Annotated in this window: 15 protein-coding genes; 9 read left to right on the top strand and 6 right to left on the bottom strand. The window is 70.4% G+C overall.

Going from position 1 to position 16,663, the window contains the following annotated elements; all coding sequences use genetic code 11:
- The first annotated feature begins 129 nt into the window (after positions 1–129).
- Genes IF655_RS19580 through IF655_RS19570 form a run of 3 tightly spaced genes read left to right on the top strand, consistent with a single transcriptional unit; the run spans position 130 to position 2,467 of the window.
- Positions 130–495 (top strand): hypothetical protein, encoded by a 366-nt coding sequence (locus IF655_RS19580; RefSeq protein WP_199586201.1) that lies wholly within the window; start codon positions 130–132, stop codon positions 493–495.
- Positions 492–1,772 (top strand): RNase A-like domain-containing protein, encoded by a 1,281-nt coding sequence (locus IF655_RS31670; RefSeq protein WP_199586200.1) that lies wholly within the window; start codon positions 492–494, stop codon positions 1,770–1,772. The genes IF655_RS19580 and IF655_RS31670 overlap by 4 nt, the downstream gene beginning before the upstream one ends.
- A gap of 35 nt (positions 1,773–1,807) precedes the next feature.
- On the top strand, positions 1,808–2,467 hold the full coding sequence (locus tag IF655_RS19570; protein WP_199586199.1) for a contact-dependent growth inhibition system immunity protein: 660 nt from the start codon (positions 1,808–1,810) through the stop codon (positions 2,465–2,467).
- 230 nt (positions 2,468–2,697) lie between these two features.
- Here IF655_RS19570 and IF655_RS19565 read toward each other — a convergent pair whose 3' ends face one another.
- Both IF655_RS19565 and IF655_RS19560 read right to left on the bottom strand, forming a co-directional pair.
- On the bottom strand, positions 2,698–3,471 hold the full coding sequence (locus tag IF655_RS19565) for an SDR family oxidoreductase (protein ID WP_199586198.1): 774 nt from the start codon (positions 3,469–3,471) through the stop codon (positions 2,698–2,700).
- Positions 3,472–3,523: 52 nt separating this feature from the next.
- On the bottom strand, positions 3,524–4,192 hold the full coding sequence (locus IF655_RS19560; protein ID WP_199586197.1) for an MOSC domain-containing protein: 669 nt from the start codon (positions 4,190–4,192) through the stop codon (positions 3,524–3,526).
- A gap of 80 nt (positions 4,193–4,272) precedes the next feature.
- Between IF655_RS19560 and IF655_RS19555 the strand changes: the two genes are divergently transcribed.
- A complete protein-coding gene (locus IF655_RS19555) occupies positions 4,273–5,181 on the top strand; it encodes a LysR family transcriptional regulator (protein ID WP_199586196.1) in 909 nt (302 codons plus the stop codon).
- A gap of 144 nt (positions 5,182–5,325) precedes the next feature.
- Here IF655_RS19555 and IF655_RS19550 read toward each other — a convergent pair whose 3' ends face one another.
- On the bottom strand, positions 5,326–5,655 hold the full coding sequence (locus tag IF655_RS19550) for a WhiB family transcriptional regulator (RefSeq protein ID WP_199586195.1): 330 nt from the start codon (positions 5,653–5,655) through the stop codon (positions 5,326–5,328).
- A 381-nt stretch (positions 5,656–6,036) separates the two neighbouring features.
- On the opposite strand from IF655_RS19550, the gene IF655_RS19545 reads away from it, so the two are divergent.
- The 4 genes from IF655_RS19545 to IF655_RS19530 all read left to right on the top strand — a co-directional run bounded on the left by IF655_RS19545 (position 6,037) and on the right by IF655_RS19530 (position 11,401).
- Positions 6,037–6,648, top strand: coding sequence for a response regulator transcription factor (locus tag IF655_RS19545; RefSeq protein ID WP_003948568.1), 612 nt, complete (start codon positions 6,037–6,039; stop codon positions 6,646–6,648).
- 1,171 nt (positions 6,649–7,819) lie between these two features.
- Positions 7,820–8,407: a sigma-70 family RNA polymerase sigma factor gene (locus tag IF655_RS19540; RefSeq protein ID WP_161182054.1), complete on the top strand. Its 588-nt coding sequence runs from the start codon at positions 7,820–7,822 to the stop codon at positions 8,405–8,407.
- A 248-nt stretch (positions 8,408–8,655) separates the two neighbouring features.
- Entirely contained in the window at positions 8,656–10,164 is a 1,509-nt protein-coding gene (gene guaB, locus IF655_RS19535; RefSeq protein WP_199586194.1) for an IMP dehydrogenase, read from the top strand.
- A gap of 112 nt (positions 10,165–10,276) precedes the next feature.
- On the top strand, positions 10,277–11,401 hold the full coding sequence (locus IF655_RS19530) for a GuaB3 family IMP dehydrogenase-related protein (protein WP_199586193.1): 1,125 nt from the start codon (positions 10,277–10,279) through the stop codon (positions 11,399–11,401).
- A 67-nt stretch (positions 11,402–11,468) separates the two neighbouring features.
- Here the strand turns inward: IF655_RS19530 and IF655_RS19525 are convergent, their stop codons facing one another.
- Together IF655_RS19525 and IF655_RS19520 are read right to left on the bottom strand one after the other, a co-directional pair.
- Entirely contained in the window at positions 11,469–12,002 is a 534-nt protein-coding gene (locus IF655_RS19525) for a hypothetical protein (protein ID WP_199586192.1), read from the bottom strand.
- A 139-nt stretch (positions 12,003–12,141) separates the two neighbouring features.
- Positions 12,142–13,350: a nucleotide sugar dehydrogenase gene (locus tag IF655_RS19520; protein WP_199586191.1), complete on the bottom strand. Its 1,209-nt coding sequence runs from the start codon at positions 13,348–13,350 to the stop codon at positions 12,142–12,144.
- A 292-nt stretch (positions 13,351–13,642) separates the two neighbouring features.
- Between IF655_RS19520 and IF655_RS19515 the strand changes: the two genes are divergently transcribed.
- A complete protein-coding gene (locus tag IF655_RS19515) occupies positions 13,643–15,349 on the top strand; it encodes a glycerol-3-phosphate dehydrogenase/oxidase (RefSeq protein WP_199586190.1) in 1,707 nt (568 codons plus the stop codon).
- Between the two features lie 85 nt (positions 15,350–15,434).
- Here the strand turns inward: IF655_RS19515 and IF655_RS19510 are convergent, their stop codons facing one another.
- The gene (locus IF655_RS19510) at positions 15,435–16,532 is read right to left on the bottom strand and encodes a serine hydrolase (RefSeq protein WP_199586189.1); all 1,098 of its coding nucleotides are present in this window, start codon (positions 16,530–16,532) and stop codon (positions 15,435–15,437) included.
- Positions 16,533–16,663 lie beyond the last annotated feature (131 nt).

Below are 16,663 nucleotides of genomic sequence, written 5' to 3'. Positions count from 1 at the left end.
CCCACGGGGACGCCGGGCCTCGGCGTTGCAGGACCTTTGCTCTCCCTTTGCGATCATCGCGACAGCGAAGCGAGACTGGCCACTAAGGTCGAACACCCGTGCAGTCGGTGGAGGGGGAGAACCCACGTCATGGGTGAGAGCGGCGAGATACTCGATATCAAGATCGCTGACATCAAATCGACGGCGCCTCGTTTTCACCACGAGAGCGTTGCCCTCGCGCATGCTCTGACCAAGCTGAGGCACGGACTGGCCGCGGCCGGTGCGCCGTGGGGCGACGACGAGCAGGGCGAGAAGTTCCACAAGCTGTACGGCCCGCACGTGAAGAAAATGGAGCACGCCACCCAGATCCTCGTCGACGGTCTGGCGAGCATCCACGACGCCATGGTGGACATGGCCGACGGGCACATCGACAACGAAGAGCTGATCCGGGGCATGTTCAGCCGCGTCCGAATCGGACACGACGACAAGGGTGACGACAAGGGCGACGGCAAGTGAGCGTCGCGGACAAGGCTCGCAAGGTCGTCCAGGACATGACGGGCATGTGGTGGCCGGACGCCGACGAGGACGGGTTGCGGGACGCCGCCAAGGCGTGGCGGTCCTTCGCCGACGACGTCGACGACGTCACCTCTGCCGCCAACAAGGCGGCCGGATCCCTGATCGAGAACAACAAGGGCGAGGCCATCTCCGCCTTCGCCGACCCGTTCTGGCGTCGCTACCACCACGACGGCCACGGCTGGCTGAAGGATCTGGCCGGCGCCGCCCGCGCCATGGCCAAGGGACTGGACGCGTACGCGGACACCGTGCACGGCGCCAAGAAGAAACTCGAACACGAACTGGAGATCGTCGGCGCGACGCTCGTCGCCAGCACCGCCCTGGCCGTGTTCACCGCCGGTATGTCGGAAGGCGCGGCGGTGGCGGCGGCGGCCACGGTCACGGAGGTCGCCGCCGGTCTGGGCGTGGCCGTGACCGAGGAGATCGCCGCCATCGCGGGCACCACCTTCGCCATGGCGTTCTTCGGCGGCATCGAATCCGTCACGGTGGACCTTGCCGTCACCCAGCCGGTCTCCATGGCGGTGGGTGAGCAGAAGGGCGGGCTCGACCTGGCGGAGGTTCATGACGCCGCGGCGTACGGCGCGTTGCTGGGCGGTGGCCTCGGCGGTGCCGGGGCCACCGTTCGAGCCGCGCGCAGCGCGGGAGGTTTTACGGAGCTTCTCGGCGGCGTGCGGGTGCCCTCTTTCGGACCCGAGCCGGCCCTGGCCGGCGGTGCGGGCCCGGCTCTCGACGATCTCGGTCTGCTCATCAAGGGGGACGGAGAGCCCAACGCCTGGCCACGCAGTAAACGAAGAGGACCGGTCAAACCGAAGTACCGAGCGGATCTCGCGGGCGACGAAGGCAAGGGGAGCCCGACCACATCCCACACGTTGGCCAAGCATGTGGAGAAGACCGACCAAGAGCTGAGATCCCGGCTGCGGGCGGAAGGGAACATCAAAGGGAGCTCGAGCTTCATCAGCGAGGAGTCGGCACAGGACCTCACGGACCGGGTCATGCTCAAGGAACAATCAGCGGTGAAGCGCTGGCTCGAGAAGGGGACCAAGAGGGACCTGGAGCTCGAATGCGACTTCGGTCAGGAGGCCACCGGGCGGAGCCTGTCCCGAGAGGACTTCATTCGCGGCACCGGACCTCACGACGTTCACCGGGTATTCGTGCTTCTCCGCCGCGATCCCGAGATGCCGAACGGCTACCGTATTCACACCTCCTTCCCGAAAGCCTGAGGCCAGAACCACCCATGATTCGACCGGAGGACTCCATGGAGGAGGGCGAACGCTTTCCCGAACTCCACGATCTGCTCAGCTCCTACGCCTTCGCGGGTAACACGTTCACGGACACTGCCGAGGAGCCCGGCCCGGCTCTGCACGCGTATGTGCGTCAGGCGCTGCGTACACCAGGGGCGCTGGACCGGGTGATCGCCGAGATCGACGACCTGCTGGAGACCGGTCTGTTCAGCGATGACATCGCTGATGACGTGGACGCCTTGCCCCATGTGAATCCTCCCGTCGGCCGCACGGTCGAGCAGTGCCTTGCCGTTGCCCGCGCCCATCTGCGGCGGATCAGGGAAGGCGGAACACATCAGCACTCTTCCGTGCCGCAGACGGACTGGGAGTGGCGCAAGCGGTTTCCCGAGCTTCGGCATCTCCTGGCCGCCCAGTTCCACCAGGACTTCTCACGGTTCTACGGATCGCACGGGGAAGCTCTGGACGACTACTTCTCGGCAAACCCGGCGGACGCCGTTTCCGAAGCGGCGCGCGAAATCGAGTCGCTGCTCGCCATGGTCGAGACGGATGACGAACTCGACCATGTGACGGAGATTCTCGGACTCCAGGTCTATCCACCCGACGGCGTTTCGCTGCGCCAGTGGCTCACCGACATCCAGAACATCATCAGGCACCGGTCGTCCACGCGGCCTTGACCTGCGGACACCCTCGACGACGGCTGCCACGCCCGACGAACCGGGTGGTGCGAGCGAACCGCTGATCCGGATCGCGGACCGCGTTCCACTCGACCACGGGGCGAACGACCCGCTGCGCCCGGCCACCGTCACGGAATGCCGGGACGACCTCTCCGCCGCCGTGCATCGGTTTGCCGAAGCCCGCCCCCGCACAGCCCGCCCCCGCACCGGCCCGGGCGCCGGTCAGCCGTTCACTGCGGCCCGTACTTGCGTCCCGTCCGTGCGCTGAGCGTCCCCAGCAGCCCCCGGGGCGCGACCTTCGCCAGGCCCATCAGGGTTTTGTAGCGGGGGTCGGGGATGGACAGGGTCTTGCCGCGGGAGAGGTCTTCGAGGGCTTCGGCGACGACCTTGTCGGCGTCGAGCCACATCCAGCCGGGGATGTTGTCGGTGCCCATGCCGGCGCGCTCGTGGAATTCGGTGCGGACGAAGCCGGGGCACAGGGCCATCAGGCGGATGCCCGTGCCCGCGAGGTCCTTCGCCGCGCCCTGGGTGAACTGCACGACCCACGCCTTGGAGGCGCCGTACGTGCCGCGCGGGACGAACGCCGCCACCGAGGCGACGTTCACCACGCCGCCCCGCCCGCGCTCGCGCATCGCCTCCGTCGCGGCCGAGGTCAGCCGCAGTACCGCCTCGCAGTGCACCTTGAGCATCCGCAGCTCGTCGGCCATGGAGACGTCGAGATAGCGGCCCTTGTTGCCGAAGCCGGCGTTGTTGACCAGCAGGTCGACGGCGTTGCGGCGGTCGCCGAGGCGCTCGGCGACGGTCTCGATGCCCTTGTCCTCCGCCAGGTCGGCGGTGAGCACCTCCGCCTCGATGCCGTGCCGGTCGTGCAGCTCGGTCGCCTGTTCCCGCAGCCGCCCGGTGTCGCGCGCCACCAGGACGAGGTCATGCCCGTCAGCCGCCAGCCGCCGCGCGAACGCGGCGCCGATCCCCGCGGTCGATCCCGTAATCAGAGCCGTTGTCATGGCCCAAGGGTAGTGACCCCGGGCGGCGCCGTACGTCCCCGGTGACGCGTCCTCAGCCCGTCTGCTCCGCCACGTACTTGCGCACCTTCGCCCGCGCCTCGGGGTGCAGCGCGTCCATCGCCGGGAGCAGCAGCGGCAGCAGTTCCCGCTCCGTGGTGACCGCACGGAACTGCATCGCCGCCGTCACCCCGTGCTCCGGCCGGTGCACGATCTCCACCGCGTCGCCCGCCCGGATCTCGCCCGGCTCGATCACCCGGAGGTAGGCACCGGTCGCCGCCTTCCGGGTGAACCTCTTCACCCAGCCCCGTTCGTCCAGATGGCCCTGGAACGTACGGCACGGGATCCGCCCCGAGGTGACCTCCAGAATCAGCTCCGGACCGATCCGCCACCGCTCGCCGATGACCGCCCCGGACACCTCGACGCCGTCCAGGGTCACGTTCTCGCCGAAGCAGCCGTTGGCCAAAGGTCGGCCCAGCTCCCGCTCCCACTCGTCCAGGTCCTCGCGCGCGAAGGCGTACACCGCCTGGTCGTCCCCGCCGTGATGGCGCAGGTCGCACACCGCGTCCCCGGCGAGCCCGCTCCCGCCGACCCCCTTGGGACCCGGGGCCGTCACCCGCACCGGTCCCTCGACGGGGCGCTTGTCGATGCCCGTCAGACCCTGCGCCTGGTCCGTGTACGGCACCGCCTTGGGGTGCCCGAGATTGACGGAGAGAAGCTTCATGTGCGCACGGTACGTGACCGTCTCCCAAAGCGTCGACGCGATATTGGCCACCGTTCCCAAGCGCGGCTTATGCTCGAAGGGTGATCGAGGCACGTCATCTCCGCGTCCTGCGCGCCGTCGCCACGACCGGCTCCTTCTCGGCGGCCGGCCGCGAGCTGGGCTGCACCCAGCCCGCCGTGAGCCAGCAGATGAAGGCGCTCGAAGCCTCGGTCGGCACCCCGCTGCTGGTGCGCGGCGGCCGCGAGATGCGGCTGACTCAGGCCGGAGAAGCCCTGGTCAGACACGCCTCCGGCATTCTCGCCGGACTCACCGCCGCCGAGGAGGAGGTCGCCGCGATCGCGGGTCTGCGGGCCGGCCGGGTCCGGCTCGTCTCCTTTCCGAGCGGCAGCTCCACCCTGGTCCCCACCGCCCTGGCCGCCCTGCGCGCCGCCCACCCCGGCACCCGCGTCTCCCTGGAGGAGGCCGAGCCGCCGAAGTCCGTCGAACTGCTGCGCGAGGGCGACTGCGACATCGCCCTCGCCTTCCGCTACGCGGGCGCGGCCGCCGAGGAGTGGGACGACCTGGTCGTACGGCGCCTGCTGACGGACCGTCTCGTCGCCCTCGTCCCCGAGCGCCACCGGCTCGCCCGCGCCGAATCCGTCGCCATCGGGGAACTGGCCGAGGAACCCTGGATCGCGGGCTGCCCCCGCTGCCGGGGGCAGTTGGTGCAGGTCTGCGAGGGCGCGGGCTTCACCCCGCGCATCGACTTCGCCACCGACGACTACCCGGCGGTGATCGGCCTGGTCGGCGCCGGTCTCGGGGTCGCGGTGCTGCCCCAGCTCGCGGTCGACTCGGTACGGCCTCGGGGCGTGCGCGTGGTCCGCCTGGAACCGGCGGTACGACGCGAGATCGTCGCCCTCACCCTCCCCGACCTGGCCCAGGTCCCGGCAGTGGCGGCGACGCTGGAGCAACTGACGCGGGCGGCGGAGGGTTTGAGGCGGCAGGCGTAGGCGCGCGGACGCCACACAGGCGTCATGCGGGCGGAGGCGTTGCGGGGGAACGGGCGAAGGCGCTGGTCACGGCTGGTCTACGGCACCAAGGGTCCGGGGCACGCGTGGGCGTGCCCGGTGAGAAGCGTATGCAGAAACGTTCCTTCAGGTATTGGGAGCGGCGCCCCCGCCGGTGGTCGACGCCGACACCAGGCGGTTGCGTGCCCGCCCCATCAGCTCCTCGCGCTCGTCCTCGGTGAGGCCGCCCCACACGCCGTACGGCTCCCGTACCGCCAGGGCGTGTGCCGCACATTCGGCCCGGACCGGGCACCTCATGCAGACCTCCTTGGCCGAGTTCTCACGAGCGCTCCGAGCCGCCCCGCGCTCGCCCTCCGGGTGGAAGAAGAGCGAGCTGTCCACCCCGCGGCAGGCGGCCAGCAACTGCCAGTCCCACAGGTCCGCGTTCGGTCCGGGAAGGCGGGAGAAATCTGCCATTACGTGACCCCTTGTAGCCGTTCTGGGCGGATACGGTGCCTTCGACCGTACATCTCCGGTCTAAGGAGATGAAAATATGACTCATTGCGAATCTAGCTCTAGACACCGTGAAATGGGAGCAAAAAGGTCTAAATGGGGCATGGGTTGTGATGAAACGGCGAGGGTCCGTCGGCCATGTCTCCACCGTGTCGGCCCCCTCACGTAGAGTGCCGAAGACAGCGTGTGGCCCCGTAACTCTTTCGAGTGACCATCGTTGAGAGTGCGGAGGCGGTTGAAAACACAAGTGCTCGGGCAGGCGTCCGAGACGGTCGACCGCACAGGTGACGATTCCGTACCAGCCTGGAGGCTCAAGGTGACGCGCATCAGCTGCGGAGGGCGGTCATGACATCCGTCCTCGTCTGCGACGACTCCCCGCTTGCCCGAGAGGCGCTCCGCCGCGCGGTCGCGACCGTGCCCGGCGTCGAGCGCGTGACGACGGCTGCCAACGGCGAGGAAGTCCTCCGCCGCTGGGGTGCCGACCGCTCCGACCTCATTCTCATGGATGTCCGCATGCCCGGCCTGGGCGGTGTCGAGACCGTGCGTCGGCTGCTGTCCGCCGACCCGGGCGCGCGGATCATCATGCTCACCGTCGCCGAGGATCTCGACGGCGTGGCCCTGGCCGTCGCGGCCGGGGCGCGGGGCTATCTGCACAAGGACGCCTCGCGCGCCGAACTGCGGGCCACGGTGACGCAGGCTCTCGCCGACCCGACCTGGCGGCTGGCCCCGCGCCGGCTGCGCTCGGCGGAGATGGGCGCCGCGCCCACGCTCACCGCGCGGGAGATCCAGGTCCTCGAGGGCATGAGTCATGGCCGCTCCAACGCCGAGATCGGCCGCGAGCTGTTTCTCTCCGAGGACACCGTCAAGACCCACGCCCGGCGCCTGTTCAAGAAGCTCGGCGCCTCCGACCGCGCCCACGCGGTGGCACTCGGCTTCCGCTGGGGTCTGGTCCGCTAGGACATGCGCGGCGGCGGTGCCCCGGCCCGCCACCCGTCGCTCCCCGCCTGCCGGTCGGCGGGCGGGGCGGACCGGGTGGGCGGGGGCTCGCGCTTCCGGCTGTCTGTCCGCCCGCGCTCGCGGTGCGCTGTCGCACACCGCGTGGCGCCGGTCGCTCACGGGGGCTGTCCGAGGGGCTTTCGCTGTGGAGCCGGTCGTACGACCGGCGTCCGGAGGTGGGCTGTGATGCGGTCACCTGGCGGTGGGCCGGGGCGGTTTGCTGTCGCCGAGGTCGGGCGCGCGCGTGACGGTGTGCGTTGGTGCTCGGGGGTGGTGGTGGCGCGTGGTGCCGGGTTGCTACGGCGTGGTGTCGGGCTGCCGCGTGGTGCGTGGCTATGTGGTGTGTCGCCACGGGGTGGCTGGCCACATGGGGTGTCGCCACGTGGGTCCTCGCCGTATGAGGTCATGGCGTGTGGGGTCTGGCTGCGTTGGGCTTCGGTGCGTGGTGTCTGGCCACACGGGGTCGGTCCACATGGGTCCTCGCCACACGGGGTCGGTCCACATGGGTCCTCGCCACATGGGGTCGCTGCACATAGGTCCGCGCCATATGAAGTCCGGGTACATGGGGGCTGGCTGCCCAAAGTCTCTGGGCGTGGGGGCTGGCCGTACAGGGTCGGTCCACATGGGTCGTCGGCACATGGGGGCGCTCCACACAAAGCCGTGCCATATGAGGTCCGGCATGGAGTCCGGCTGCCCAGAGCCTGCGGTCGTGGGGTCTGGCCACATGGGGTCGGTTCACATGGTTCCTCGGCACACGGGGTCGATCCACATAGGACCGCGCCACATGGGGTCAGCGCACATGGGTCCTCGGCACATGTGGTCGGGCTGCACGGGGCGGCGTCACATGGGGTCCGCGCACATGGTCGCCTGCCACACAGAGCTGGCGCACGCGCCTCGAACGAACCGCCCGTACCCCCGTTTCACCCCCCACTCCACCCACCCCCGAAGGTGCCCGCTGCTTGTTTCCGTGGGGATGCCGCATCCTTGAGGTGTGGAGTCTCTCGGGGAGTCGGTCAAGCGGAAGGGGAGGGTGCGGCGGATGACTGCTGCGGGCGCACCTGCTCATAACGCTTCGGTGCACAACCACGAACGCGATGCGACGGACCGGACGGCCGCAAGGCACCATGGACCGATGCGCGACGAGGAGGCGAGCACGGCTCACGGGGCGATCGGCGCCCTGGTGCACCGTGCCGTCGACGGGGACGAGCAGGCCACGCACGATCTGCTCGCGCACGTCCACCCCCTCGCCCTGCGCTACTGCCGCACCCGCCTGTCCCGGCTGCCCGGCGACGCGCGCCACTTCGTCGAGGACCTCGCGCAGGAGGTCTGCGTCGCGGTGCTGCTCGCCCTGCCGCGCTACCGCGACACCGGCCGCCCCTTCGAGGCGTTCGTCTTCGCCATCGCCTCGCACAAGGTCGCCGACCTCCAGCGCGCCGCGATGCGGCACCCGGGGTCCACGGCCGTGCCCTCGGACGAGATGCCCGAGCGCCCCGACGACTCCCTCGGTCCCGAGGAGCGCGCCCTGCTCAACAGCGACGCGGCGTGGGCGAAGAAGCTGCTGGCCAACCTCCCCGAGAACCAGCGCGAACTGTTGCTGCTGCGTATCGCCGTCGGCTTGACCGCGGAGGAGACGGGGCAGATGTTGGGAATGTCACCAGGAGCGGTACGGGTGGCGCAGCACCGCGCGCTGAGCAGGCTGCGCGCGCTGGCCGAGCAGTAACCCGTAAGCCGTTCCCTGGCGGTCCGCCGACGTCGGCACGACCGGCCGGTGCGGAGCGAAAAAGCGGTGGTGGGACGGCCGGAGGCCCACCCGGGCAGGGCGGGCGCGAGGTCGTGCGTGAACGCGCGCGCCACCGTTTCCGTACGAAAATACGAAGCCCGCGGTGCCCCCACAGCGTGGAATGTGATGGCGACGCTTCCCGTTAGCATGGACATCCGCACCGATCAAGGCCATTTGGGGAAGGTGTCATGACTGCCAACGTCGACGGAGTGCCCGGTAAATTCGCGACACTCGGGCTGACCTACGACGACGTGCTGCTGCTCCCGGGCGCGTCGGACATGGCGCCCGAGGACATCGACACCTCCTCGTACGTCTCCCGCAACGTCCGTGTCAACATCCCGCTGCTGTCCGCCGCCATGGACAAGGTGACCGAATCCCGCATGGCGATCGCGATGGCGCGCCAGGGCGGCGTCGGCGTGCTGCACCGCAACCTGTCGATCGAGGACCAGGCGAACCAGGTCGACCTGGTGAAGCGGTCCGAGTCCGGCATGGTGACCGACCCGATCACCATCCACCCGGAGGCCACGCTCGCCGAGGCCGACGCGCTGTGCGCGAAGTTCCGCATCAGCGGCGTCCCGGTGACCGACGCGGAGAAGAAGCTCCTCGGCATCGTCACCAACCGAGACATGGCCTTCGAGACCGACCGCAGCCGCCGGGTGCACGAGGTCATGACGCCCATGCCGCTGGTCACGGCCAAGGTCGGCATCTCCCGCCCCGAGGCGATGGAGCTGCTGCGCAAGCACAAGATCGAGAAGCTGCCGCTGGTCGACGACCGCGGTGTGCTCAAGGGTCTGATCACGGTCAAGGACTTCGTCAAGGCGGAGCAGTACCCGAACGCGGCGAAGGACGGCGAGGGCCGGCTCCTGGTCGGCGCGGCCGTCGGTGTGGCCGGTGACTCCTTCGAGCGCGCCCAGGCGCTGATCGAGGCCGGTGCCGACTTCATCGTCGTGGACACCGCGCACGGTCACTCCCGGCTGGTCGGCGACATGATCGCCAAGATCAAGTCGAACTCCTCCGGCGTCGACGTCATCGGCGGCAACATCGCCACCCGCGACGGCGCCAAGGCGCTGGTCGACGCGGGCGCCGACGGCGTCAAGGTCGGTGTCGGACCGGGCTCGATCTGCACCACCCGCGTGGTCGCCGGTGTCGGCGTCCCGCAGGTCACCGCGATCTACGAGGCCGCGCTGGCCGCCAAGGAGGCCGGGGTCCCGGTCATCGGCGACGGTGGTCTGCAGTACTCCGGCGACATCGCCAAGGCGCTGGTCGCGGGCGCCGACACCGTGATGCTCGGCTCGCTGCTCGCGGGCTGTGCGGAGTCCCCGGGCGAGCTGCTGTTCATCAACGGCAAGCAGTTCAAGTCGTACCGCGGCATGGGTTCGCTCGGCGCGATGCAGACCCGCGGCGACCGCAAGTCCTTCTCCAAGGACCGCTACTTCCAGGAGGGTGTCGCCTCCGACGAGCAGCTCATCCCCGAGGGAATCGAGGGGCAGGTGCCCTACCGCGGCCCGCTGTCCTCGGTGGTCCACCAGTTGGTCGGCGGTCTGCGCCAGTCGATGTTCTACGTCGGCGGCAGCACCGTGCCCGAGCTGCAGGAGCACGGCCGGTTCGTCCGGATCACCTCGGCGGGTCTCAAGGAGAGCCACCCGCACGACATCCAGATGACGGTCGAGGCGCCGAACTACAGCAACCGCGCCTGACCCGCATCCACGCGGAGCACCTGACGAGGGCGGTCCCGGTTCCACCGGGGCCGCCTTCGCCATGGGTGTCGGGGATACTGGAAGAGCCGAAACGCAAGAGGAAAGGCATGACGTGACTGAGATCGAGATCGGGCGCGGCAAGCGCGGCCGCCGGGCGTACGCCTTCGACGACATCGCCGTCGTCCCCAGCCGCCGCACGCGAGACCCGAAGGAGGTCTCGATCGCCTGGCAGATCGACGCCTACCGTTTCGAGCTGCCGTTCCTGGCCGCTCCCATGGACTCGGTGGTCTCCCCGGCCACCGCGATCCGCATCGGTGAGCTGGGCGGCCTCGGCGTGCTCAACCTGGAGGGTCTGTGGACCCGCCACGAGGACCCGCAGGCGCTGCTCGACGAGATCACCGAGCTGCCGGACGAGCTGGCCACCCGCCGTCTGCAGGAGATCTACGCGGCTCCCATCAAGGAGGAGCTGATCGGCGCGCGCATCAAGGAGGTGCGCGACTCCGGCGTGGTCACGGCGGCGGCGCTCTCCCCGCAGCGCACGGCGCAGTTCTCCAAGGCGGTCGTCGACGCGGGCGTGGACATCTTCGTCATCCGCGGCACGACCGTCTCGGCGGAGCACGTGTCGTCCTCGCACGAGCCGCTGAACCTGAAGCAGTTCATCTACGAGCTGGACGTCCCGGTGATCGTCGGCGGCTGCGCGACGTACACCGCCGCGCTGCACCTGATGCGCACCGGCGCGGCCGGTGTGCTGGTCGGCTTCGGCGGCGGCGCCGCGCACACCACGCGCAACGTGCTCGGTATCCAGGTTCCGATGGCGACGGCGGTCGCGGACGTGGCGGCGGCCCGCCGTGACTACATGGACGAGTCCGGCGGCCGGTACGTGCACGTGATCGCGGACGGCGGTGTCGGCTGGTCCGGCGACCTGCCGAAGGCGATCGCCTGCGGTGCCGACGCGGTCATGATGGGCTCCCCGCTGGCCCGCGCCACCGACGCGCCCGGCCGCGGTCACCACTGGGGCATGGAGGCGGTGAACGAGGAGCTGCCGCGCGGCAAGAAGGTGGACCTCGGCACCGTCGGCACGCTGGAGGAGGTGCTCACCGGTCCGTCGCACACCCCGGACGGCTCGATGAACTTCTTCGGCGCCCTGCGCCGCGCGATGGCCACCACCGGCTACAGCGAGCTGAAGGAGTTCCAGCGCGTCGAGGTGACGGTGGCGGACAGCCAGCACCGCCGCTGACCCCTGCGACAGCACGAGGGCCCGGACACCATGACGGTGGCCGGGCCCTCGCGGTGTGCGAGGGCTGTTATCCGGCGGCCTTGCGGGTGCCGGTGAACGCGGTGTACCCGGCTATGACGAAGAAGAGCCAGGTCAGCGGGTCCATCTCCTCCTGCCAGGCGTCCTGGACGACGGAGAAGTGGCTCAGGAAGACGGTGAGGAAGTCGCGGTGCACCAGCTTCGAGATGATCATGGCTTCGCCGACCAACTGGCCGAGGTACACGGCGGCGAGCGCGAGCACCACGCTGACGACGGGGAGGACGGCGTTGCGGCCGCCGACCTTGCCCGCCGCGAGACCGATGACGAAGCCGACGCCCACGGCCGCCCAGCCGATCTCGTGCTCGGTGAGGCCGATGACGACGCCGTAGAGCCCGCCCGCGACCACGGCGGCGCCGAGGGCGGTCAGCAGCCCGCCGACCAGGTTGCTCCGGACCGGCGCGGCCGGCTGCGGCGCCGGGGGCGCGACGGGTACGGCGCCCGGCTCACCGGCGTACGGGTTGCTCGCGACCGGCTCCCCGGTCTGCGGAGACTGCGGGACGGGCGGCGGTGCTGACTGGCTCATGACGAAATCCCCCCGAGTGCCGTGGCACCCCTGGATCAAGAAGAAGCGGAAGACGACGCGCACATCTGTGCGACGAGTCCGGGGGAGATTAACAGCCGGGTACGACAACGCCCGTCTGGTTTTTCCGTCTGAGGACGTTTCAGAGCCGGTGGGCGGCTCCGGTGGGGGTGACGCCGCGGGTGTCCAGCAGTAGTTGTGCCTTCACCGACAAGCCCTGGAGGTCGTAGGTGCGGTGGGGCTGGAGGAGGACCGTCAGGTCGGCGTCGGCCGCCGCCTCGTAGAGGGAGTCGGCGCGCGGGACCGGGTGGTTCAGGACGCTCCAGGAGGGGACCAGCGGGTCGTGGTAGCTGACGGAGGCGCCCAGTTCCATCAGGCGCAGGGCGATCTCGTGGGCGGGGGAGCCCTGCTGGTCGGCGAGGTCGGCTTTGTAGGTGACGCCGAGGAGCAGTACGCGCGCGCCCCGGGCGGACTTGCCGTGCTCGTTGAGGAGGGCGGCGGCGCGCTGGACGACGTAGCCGGGCATCCGGCTGTTGACCTGCTGCGCCAGTTCCACCATGCGCAGACCCCGGCTCGCGTGGCCGGTGAGGTCCTGCGGGACGGAGTGGCCGCCGACGCCGGGTCCCGGCCGGAACGCCTGGAAGCCGAACGGCTTGGTCTCCGCGCAGCGCACGACGTCCCACAGGTCGACGCCCAGTTCGTGGCAGAGGACGGCCATCTCGTTGACGAGCGCGATGTTGACGTGCCGGAAGTTGGTTTCCAGGAGCTGGACGGTCTCCGCCTCGCGCAGTCCGCGCGCGCGGACGACCTTGTCGGTGAGGCGTCCGTAGAAGGCGGCGGCCGATTCGGTGCAGGCGGGGGTGAGACCGCCGATGACGCGGGGAGTGCCCGCGGGGGTGCGGTCGCGGTTGCCCGGGTCCACCCGGCTGGGTGAATAGGCGAGGTGGAAGTCGCGCCCGGCGCGCAGCCCGGAGCCGCGTTCCAGCAGGGGGCGCAGGAAGTCCTCGGTGGTGCCGGGGAGGACGGGCGACTCCAGGACGACGGTGGTGTGCGGGCGGAGCTGTCCCGCCAGGACGCGCGCCGCGGCCTCGACCTGGCCGAGGTCGGGGGAACCGTCGGCGCCGCGCGGGGTGGGCGCGCAGATGACGGCGGTGCGGACGCGGCCGAGGTGGACGGGGTCGGTGCCGGGGCGGAAGCCGGTGGAGCGCATCCGGCGCAGTTCGGCGGGGCTGAGCGAGCCCGCCTCGGGACCGGTGGCGTATCCGATGGTCGGGATGCCTGCGGCGACGGCGGCCTGGGCCAGCGGCAGGCCGTAGGGACCGAGTCCGATGACGGCGAGGTCTGCGGGCATGGCGTGGGCCGTCCTTCCCGTTAGCCGAAGTGGGACAGGTGCGCAAGCGGTGTGGACCGGCTGAGCGAGCGCACTGTCAGACTAGGTACAAATATGACCGTTATGTGTGATTGTGTTCGTGTGTCTTCCGTGTCATGCGGGGGACACGGGGGAGTTGTCCACAGGACGGAAGTCCGTGGTGGCTGAAGCCGCGCGAGGCGGTCAGAATTTGGGCATGAGGAGGGGGTGAACCGGGCTTCGCCCACCGGGTGCGGCCGACGCGAGCAGGTTCTGCGAGGAGCGGGAGGCAGCGGTGAGGACAGCGAGTCTTGATCCGGCGCAGCGCGCCGAGGCACTGGCGGAGATGGCGGAGCGCGAGCTGGACGTGCTGGTCGTCGGCGGCGGCATCGTGGGCGCCGGGACCGCACTGGACGCCGCCACACGCGGGCTGTCCACCGGGATAGTCGAGGCCCGTGACTGGGCCTCCGGCACCTCCAGCAGGTCCAGCAAGCTGATACACGGCGGTCTGCGCTATCTGGAGATGCTCGACTTCCCCCTCGTCCGCGAGGCACTGAAGGAACGCGGACTGCTGCTGGAACGGCTCGCCCCGCACCTGGTCAAACCGGTGCCGTTCCTCTACCCGCTCCAGCACCGCGGCTGGGAGCGGCTGTACGCGGGCACGGGCGTCGCGCTCTACGACGTGATGTCGATGGCCCGGGGGCACGGGCGGGGTCTGCCCCTGCACCGCCACCTCAGCCGCACCCGCGCCCTGCGCGTCGCCCCCTGCCTGCGCAAGGACGCCCTGGTCGGCGCCCTGCAGTACTACGACGCCGAGGTGGACGACGCCCGCTTCGTGGCCACCCTGGTGCGCACGGCGGTGTCCTACGGCGCGAAGGCGGCCAACCGCGCCCGGGTGACCGGGTTCCTGCGCGAGGGCGAGCGGGTGGTCGGCGTCCGGGTGGAGGACGTGGAGGGCGGCGGGGAGTACGAGATCCGCGCCCGCCAGGTCGTCAACGCCACCGGGGTGTGGACCGACGACACCCAGGCACTGGTGGGGGAGCGCGGCCAGTTCCACGTCAAGGCGTCCAAGGGCATCCATCTGGTCGTGCCCCGGGACCGCATCCACTCCAGCACCGGTCTGATCCTGCGCACCGAGAAGTCCGTGCTGTTCGTCATCCCCTGGGGCAGGCACTGGATCGTCGGCACCACCGACACGGCGTGGGACCTCGACAAGGCGCACCCGGCCGCGTCCAGCGCCGACATCGACTACGTCCTGGAGCACGTCAACTCGGTGCTCGCGGTGCCGCTCACCCGGGACGACGTCGAGGGCGTCTACGCCGGGCTGCGTCCGCTGCTGGCCGGGGAGTCCGAGGCCACCAGCAAGCTGTCGCGCGAGCACACCGTGGCGCATCCGGTGCCGGGGCTCGTGGTCGTCGCGGGCGGCAAGTACACGACGTACCGGGTGATGGCCGAGGACGCCGTCGACGCCGCCGTGCACGGTCTGGACCGGCGGGTGGCCGACTCGGTGACCGAGGAGATCCCGCTGCTCGGCGCCGAGGGCTACCCGGCGATGTGGAACGCCCGCGAACGCATAGCCGCCCGCTCCGGACTGCACGTCGCCCGCGTCGAGCACCTGCTCAACCGGTACGGCTCCATGACCGACCAGCTCCTGGACCTCATAGCCGCCGACCCGAGCCTGGGGGAGCCGTTGCGGCACGCGGACGACTATCTGCGCGCCGAGATCGTCTACGCCGCCTCGCACGAGGGCGCCCGGCACCTGGACGACGTGCTGACCCGGCGCACCCGCATCTCCATCGAGACCTTCGACCGGGGCACCCGCAGCGCCCGCGAGGCCGCCGAGCTGATGGCGCCGGTGCTCGGCTGGGACCAGGACCAGATCGACCGCGAGGTCGAGCACTACGAGAAGCGGGTCGAAGCCGAGCGCGAGTCCCAGCGCCAGCCGGACGACCTCACGGCGGACGCGGCGCGGCTGGGGGCGCCGGACATCGTGCCGCTGTAGGGACGGCGGGGTTCCGGGGCGCGAGAACCTCGGTTCACTCGAACGAGTGACCGAATCCGGGATCTCCGGTCGGAACCCGCGCGTTCTACCAGGTGCGGGGGCAGAACTCGGCGGCGAGCAGAGCCGGTTCGAGCCGGGGGTCTGTCATCGCGTCCGTGTTCACGCGGAAGGTGAGCACATGGCCGCCGTCGGCCGTGGCGGCCGTGCGCACATAGCTTCCGCTGATCCGTCCGTTGTGTCCCCAGACGGTGACCCCGCACGGAAGCCGGGCCGGATACAGGCCCATGCCGTACTCACCTTGTGCGGCACGCGTGTCCTTCATCTCGCGCAGCCAGCGCGGGGTGAGCAGCTCGCCGCCCAGCAGGGCCGCGTAGAAGCGGTCCAGGTCGTCGAGCGTGGTCACCAGCTCGCCCGCCGCACCGGCCACGCGCGGGTCCAGCTCGGTGACGTCGGAGCCGTCGGCCGCGAAGGCGTGGCCGTGCGGCGCGGGAAGCGAGCGGCGCGAGCCGGGGAAGGAGGTGCCCGTCAGACCGAGCGGGGCGATGATCCCGCGCTGTGCCTCGGCGGCGTAGGAGTGGCCGGTGACCTGACGGATCACCATGCCGAGCAGGACGTAGTTGGTGCTGGAGTAGGAGTAGTGGCCCCGGCGGGTCGGAGGGAGGGTGAGCGCGAGTCCGACGGCCTGAGGCGGTGTCAAAGGCACGGTGCCACCGGTGACCTGGGTGAAATCGGGCAGTCCGCTGGTGTGGGTCAGCAACTGACGCAGGGTGATGCGGCGGCCGTCCGGCAGCGGGCCGGAGCGGGGTCCGGTGGTCCGGGACGGCCGCAGCAGACCCGGCAGGTGCTCGTCCACGGTGTCGGACAGCGACAGCCGGTGCTCGGCGGCCAGTTGCAGCACGACCACCGCGACGAACGTCTTGGTGATGCTCCCGGCCCGGAAGTGGTCGGTGCGCGCGATGCCCCGACCGGTGTCGGCGTAGCGGGAGACACGCCCGGGACCGGTGCGGATCCGGTTCAGCAGCGCGGCGGCCGGGGCGCCGCCCTCGCTGACCAGCCGGGGCAGCACCGCGTCGGTGGAACCGGCCGTGGCGGTGGTGCCGGACGTGTCGGGTGACAAGGTGGGAGAAAGGAGCAGAGCCGCCGCGAGAACCGGTATGGACAGGGCTGTCCGAAGCGTCGGCATGTGCGTCTCCTCCCTCGCCGGGGGACATCATCCCGGCAACTGGAACATCTGGTTCAGGCGCCCTCCGGATACGGGGGACCGGCGGCGAGAACAGGGGCCCCCAGGGCATCGGCCACTTGTCGGGTGAGGGA

This window comes from Streptomyces sp. DSM 110735, from assembly GCF_016482685.1.
Classification (GTDB): domain Bacteria; phylum Actinomycetota; class Actinomycetes; order Streptomycetales; family Streptomycetaceae; genus Streptomyces.
This window is presented reverse-complemented; position numbering and strand designations above follow the sequence as displayed.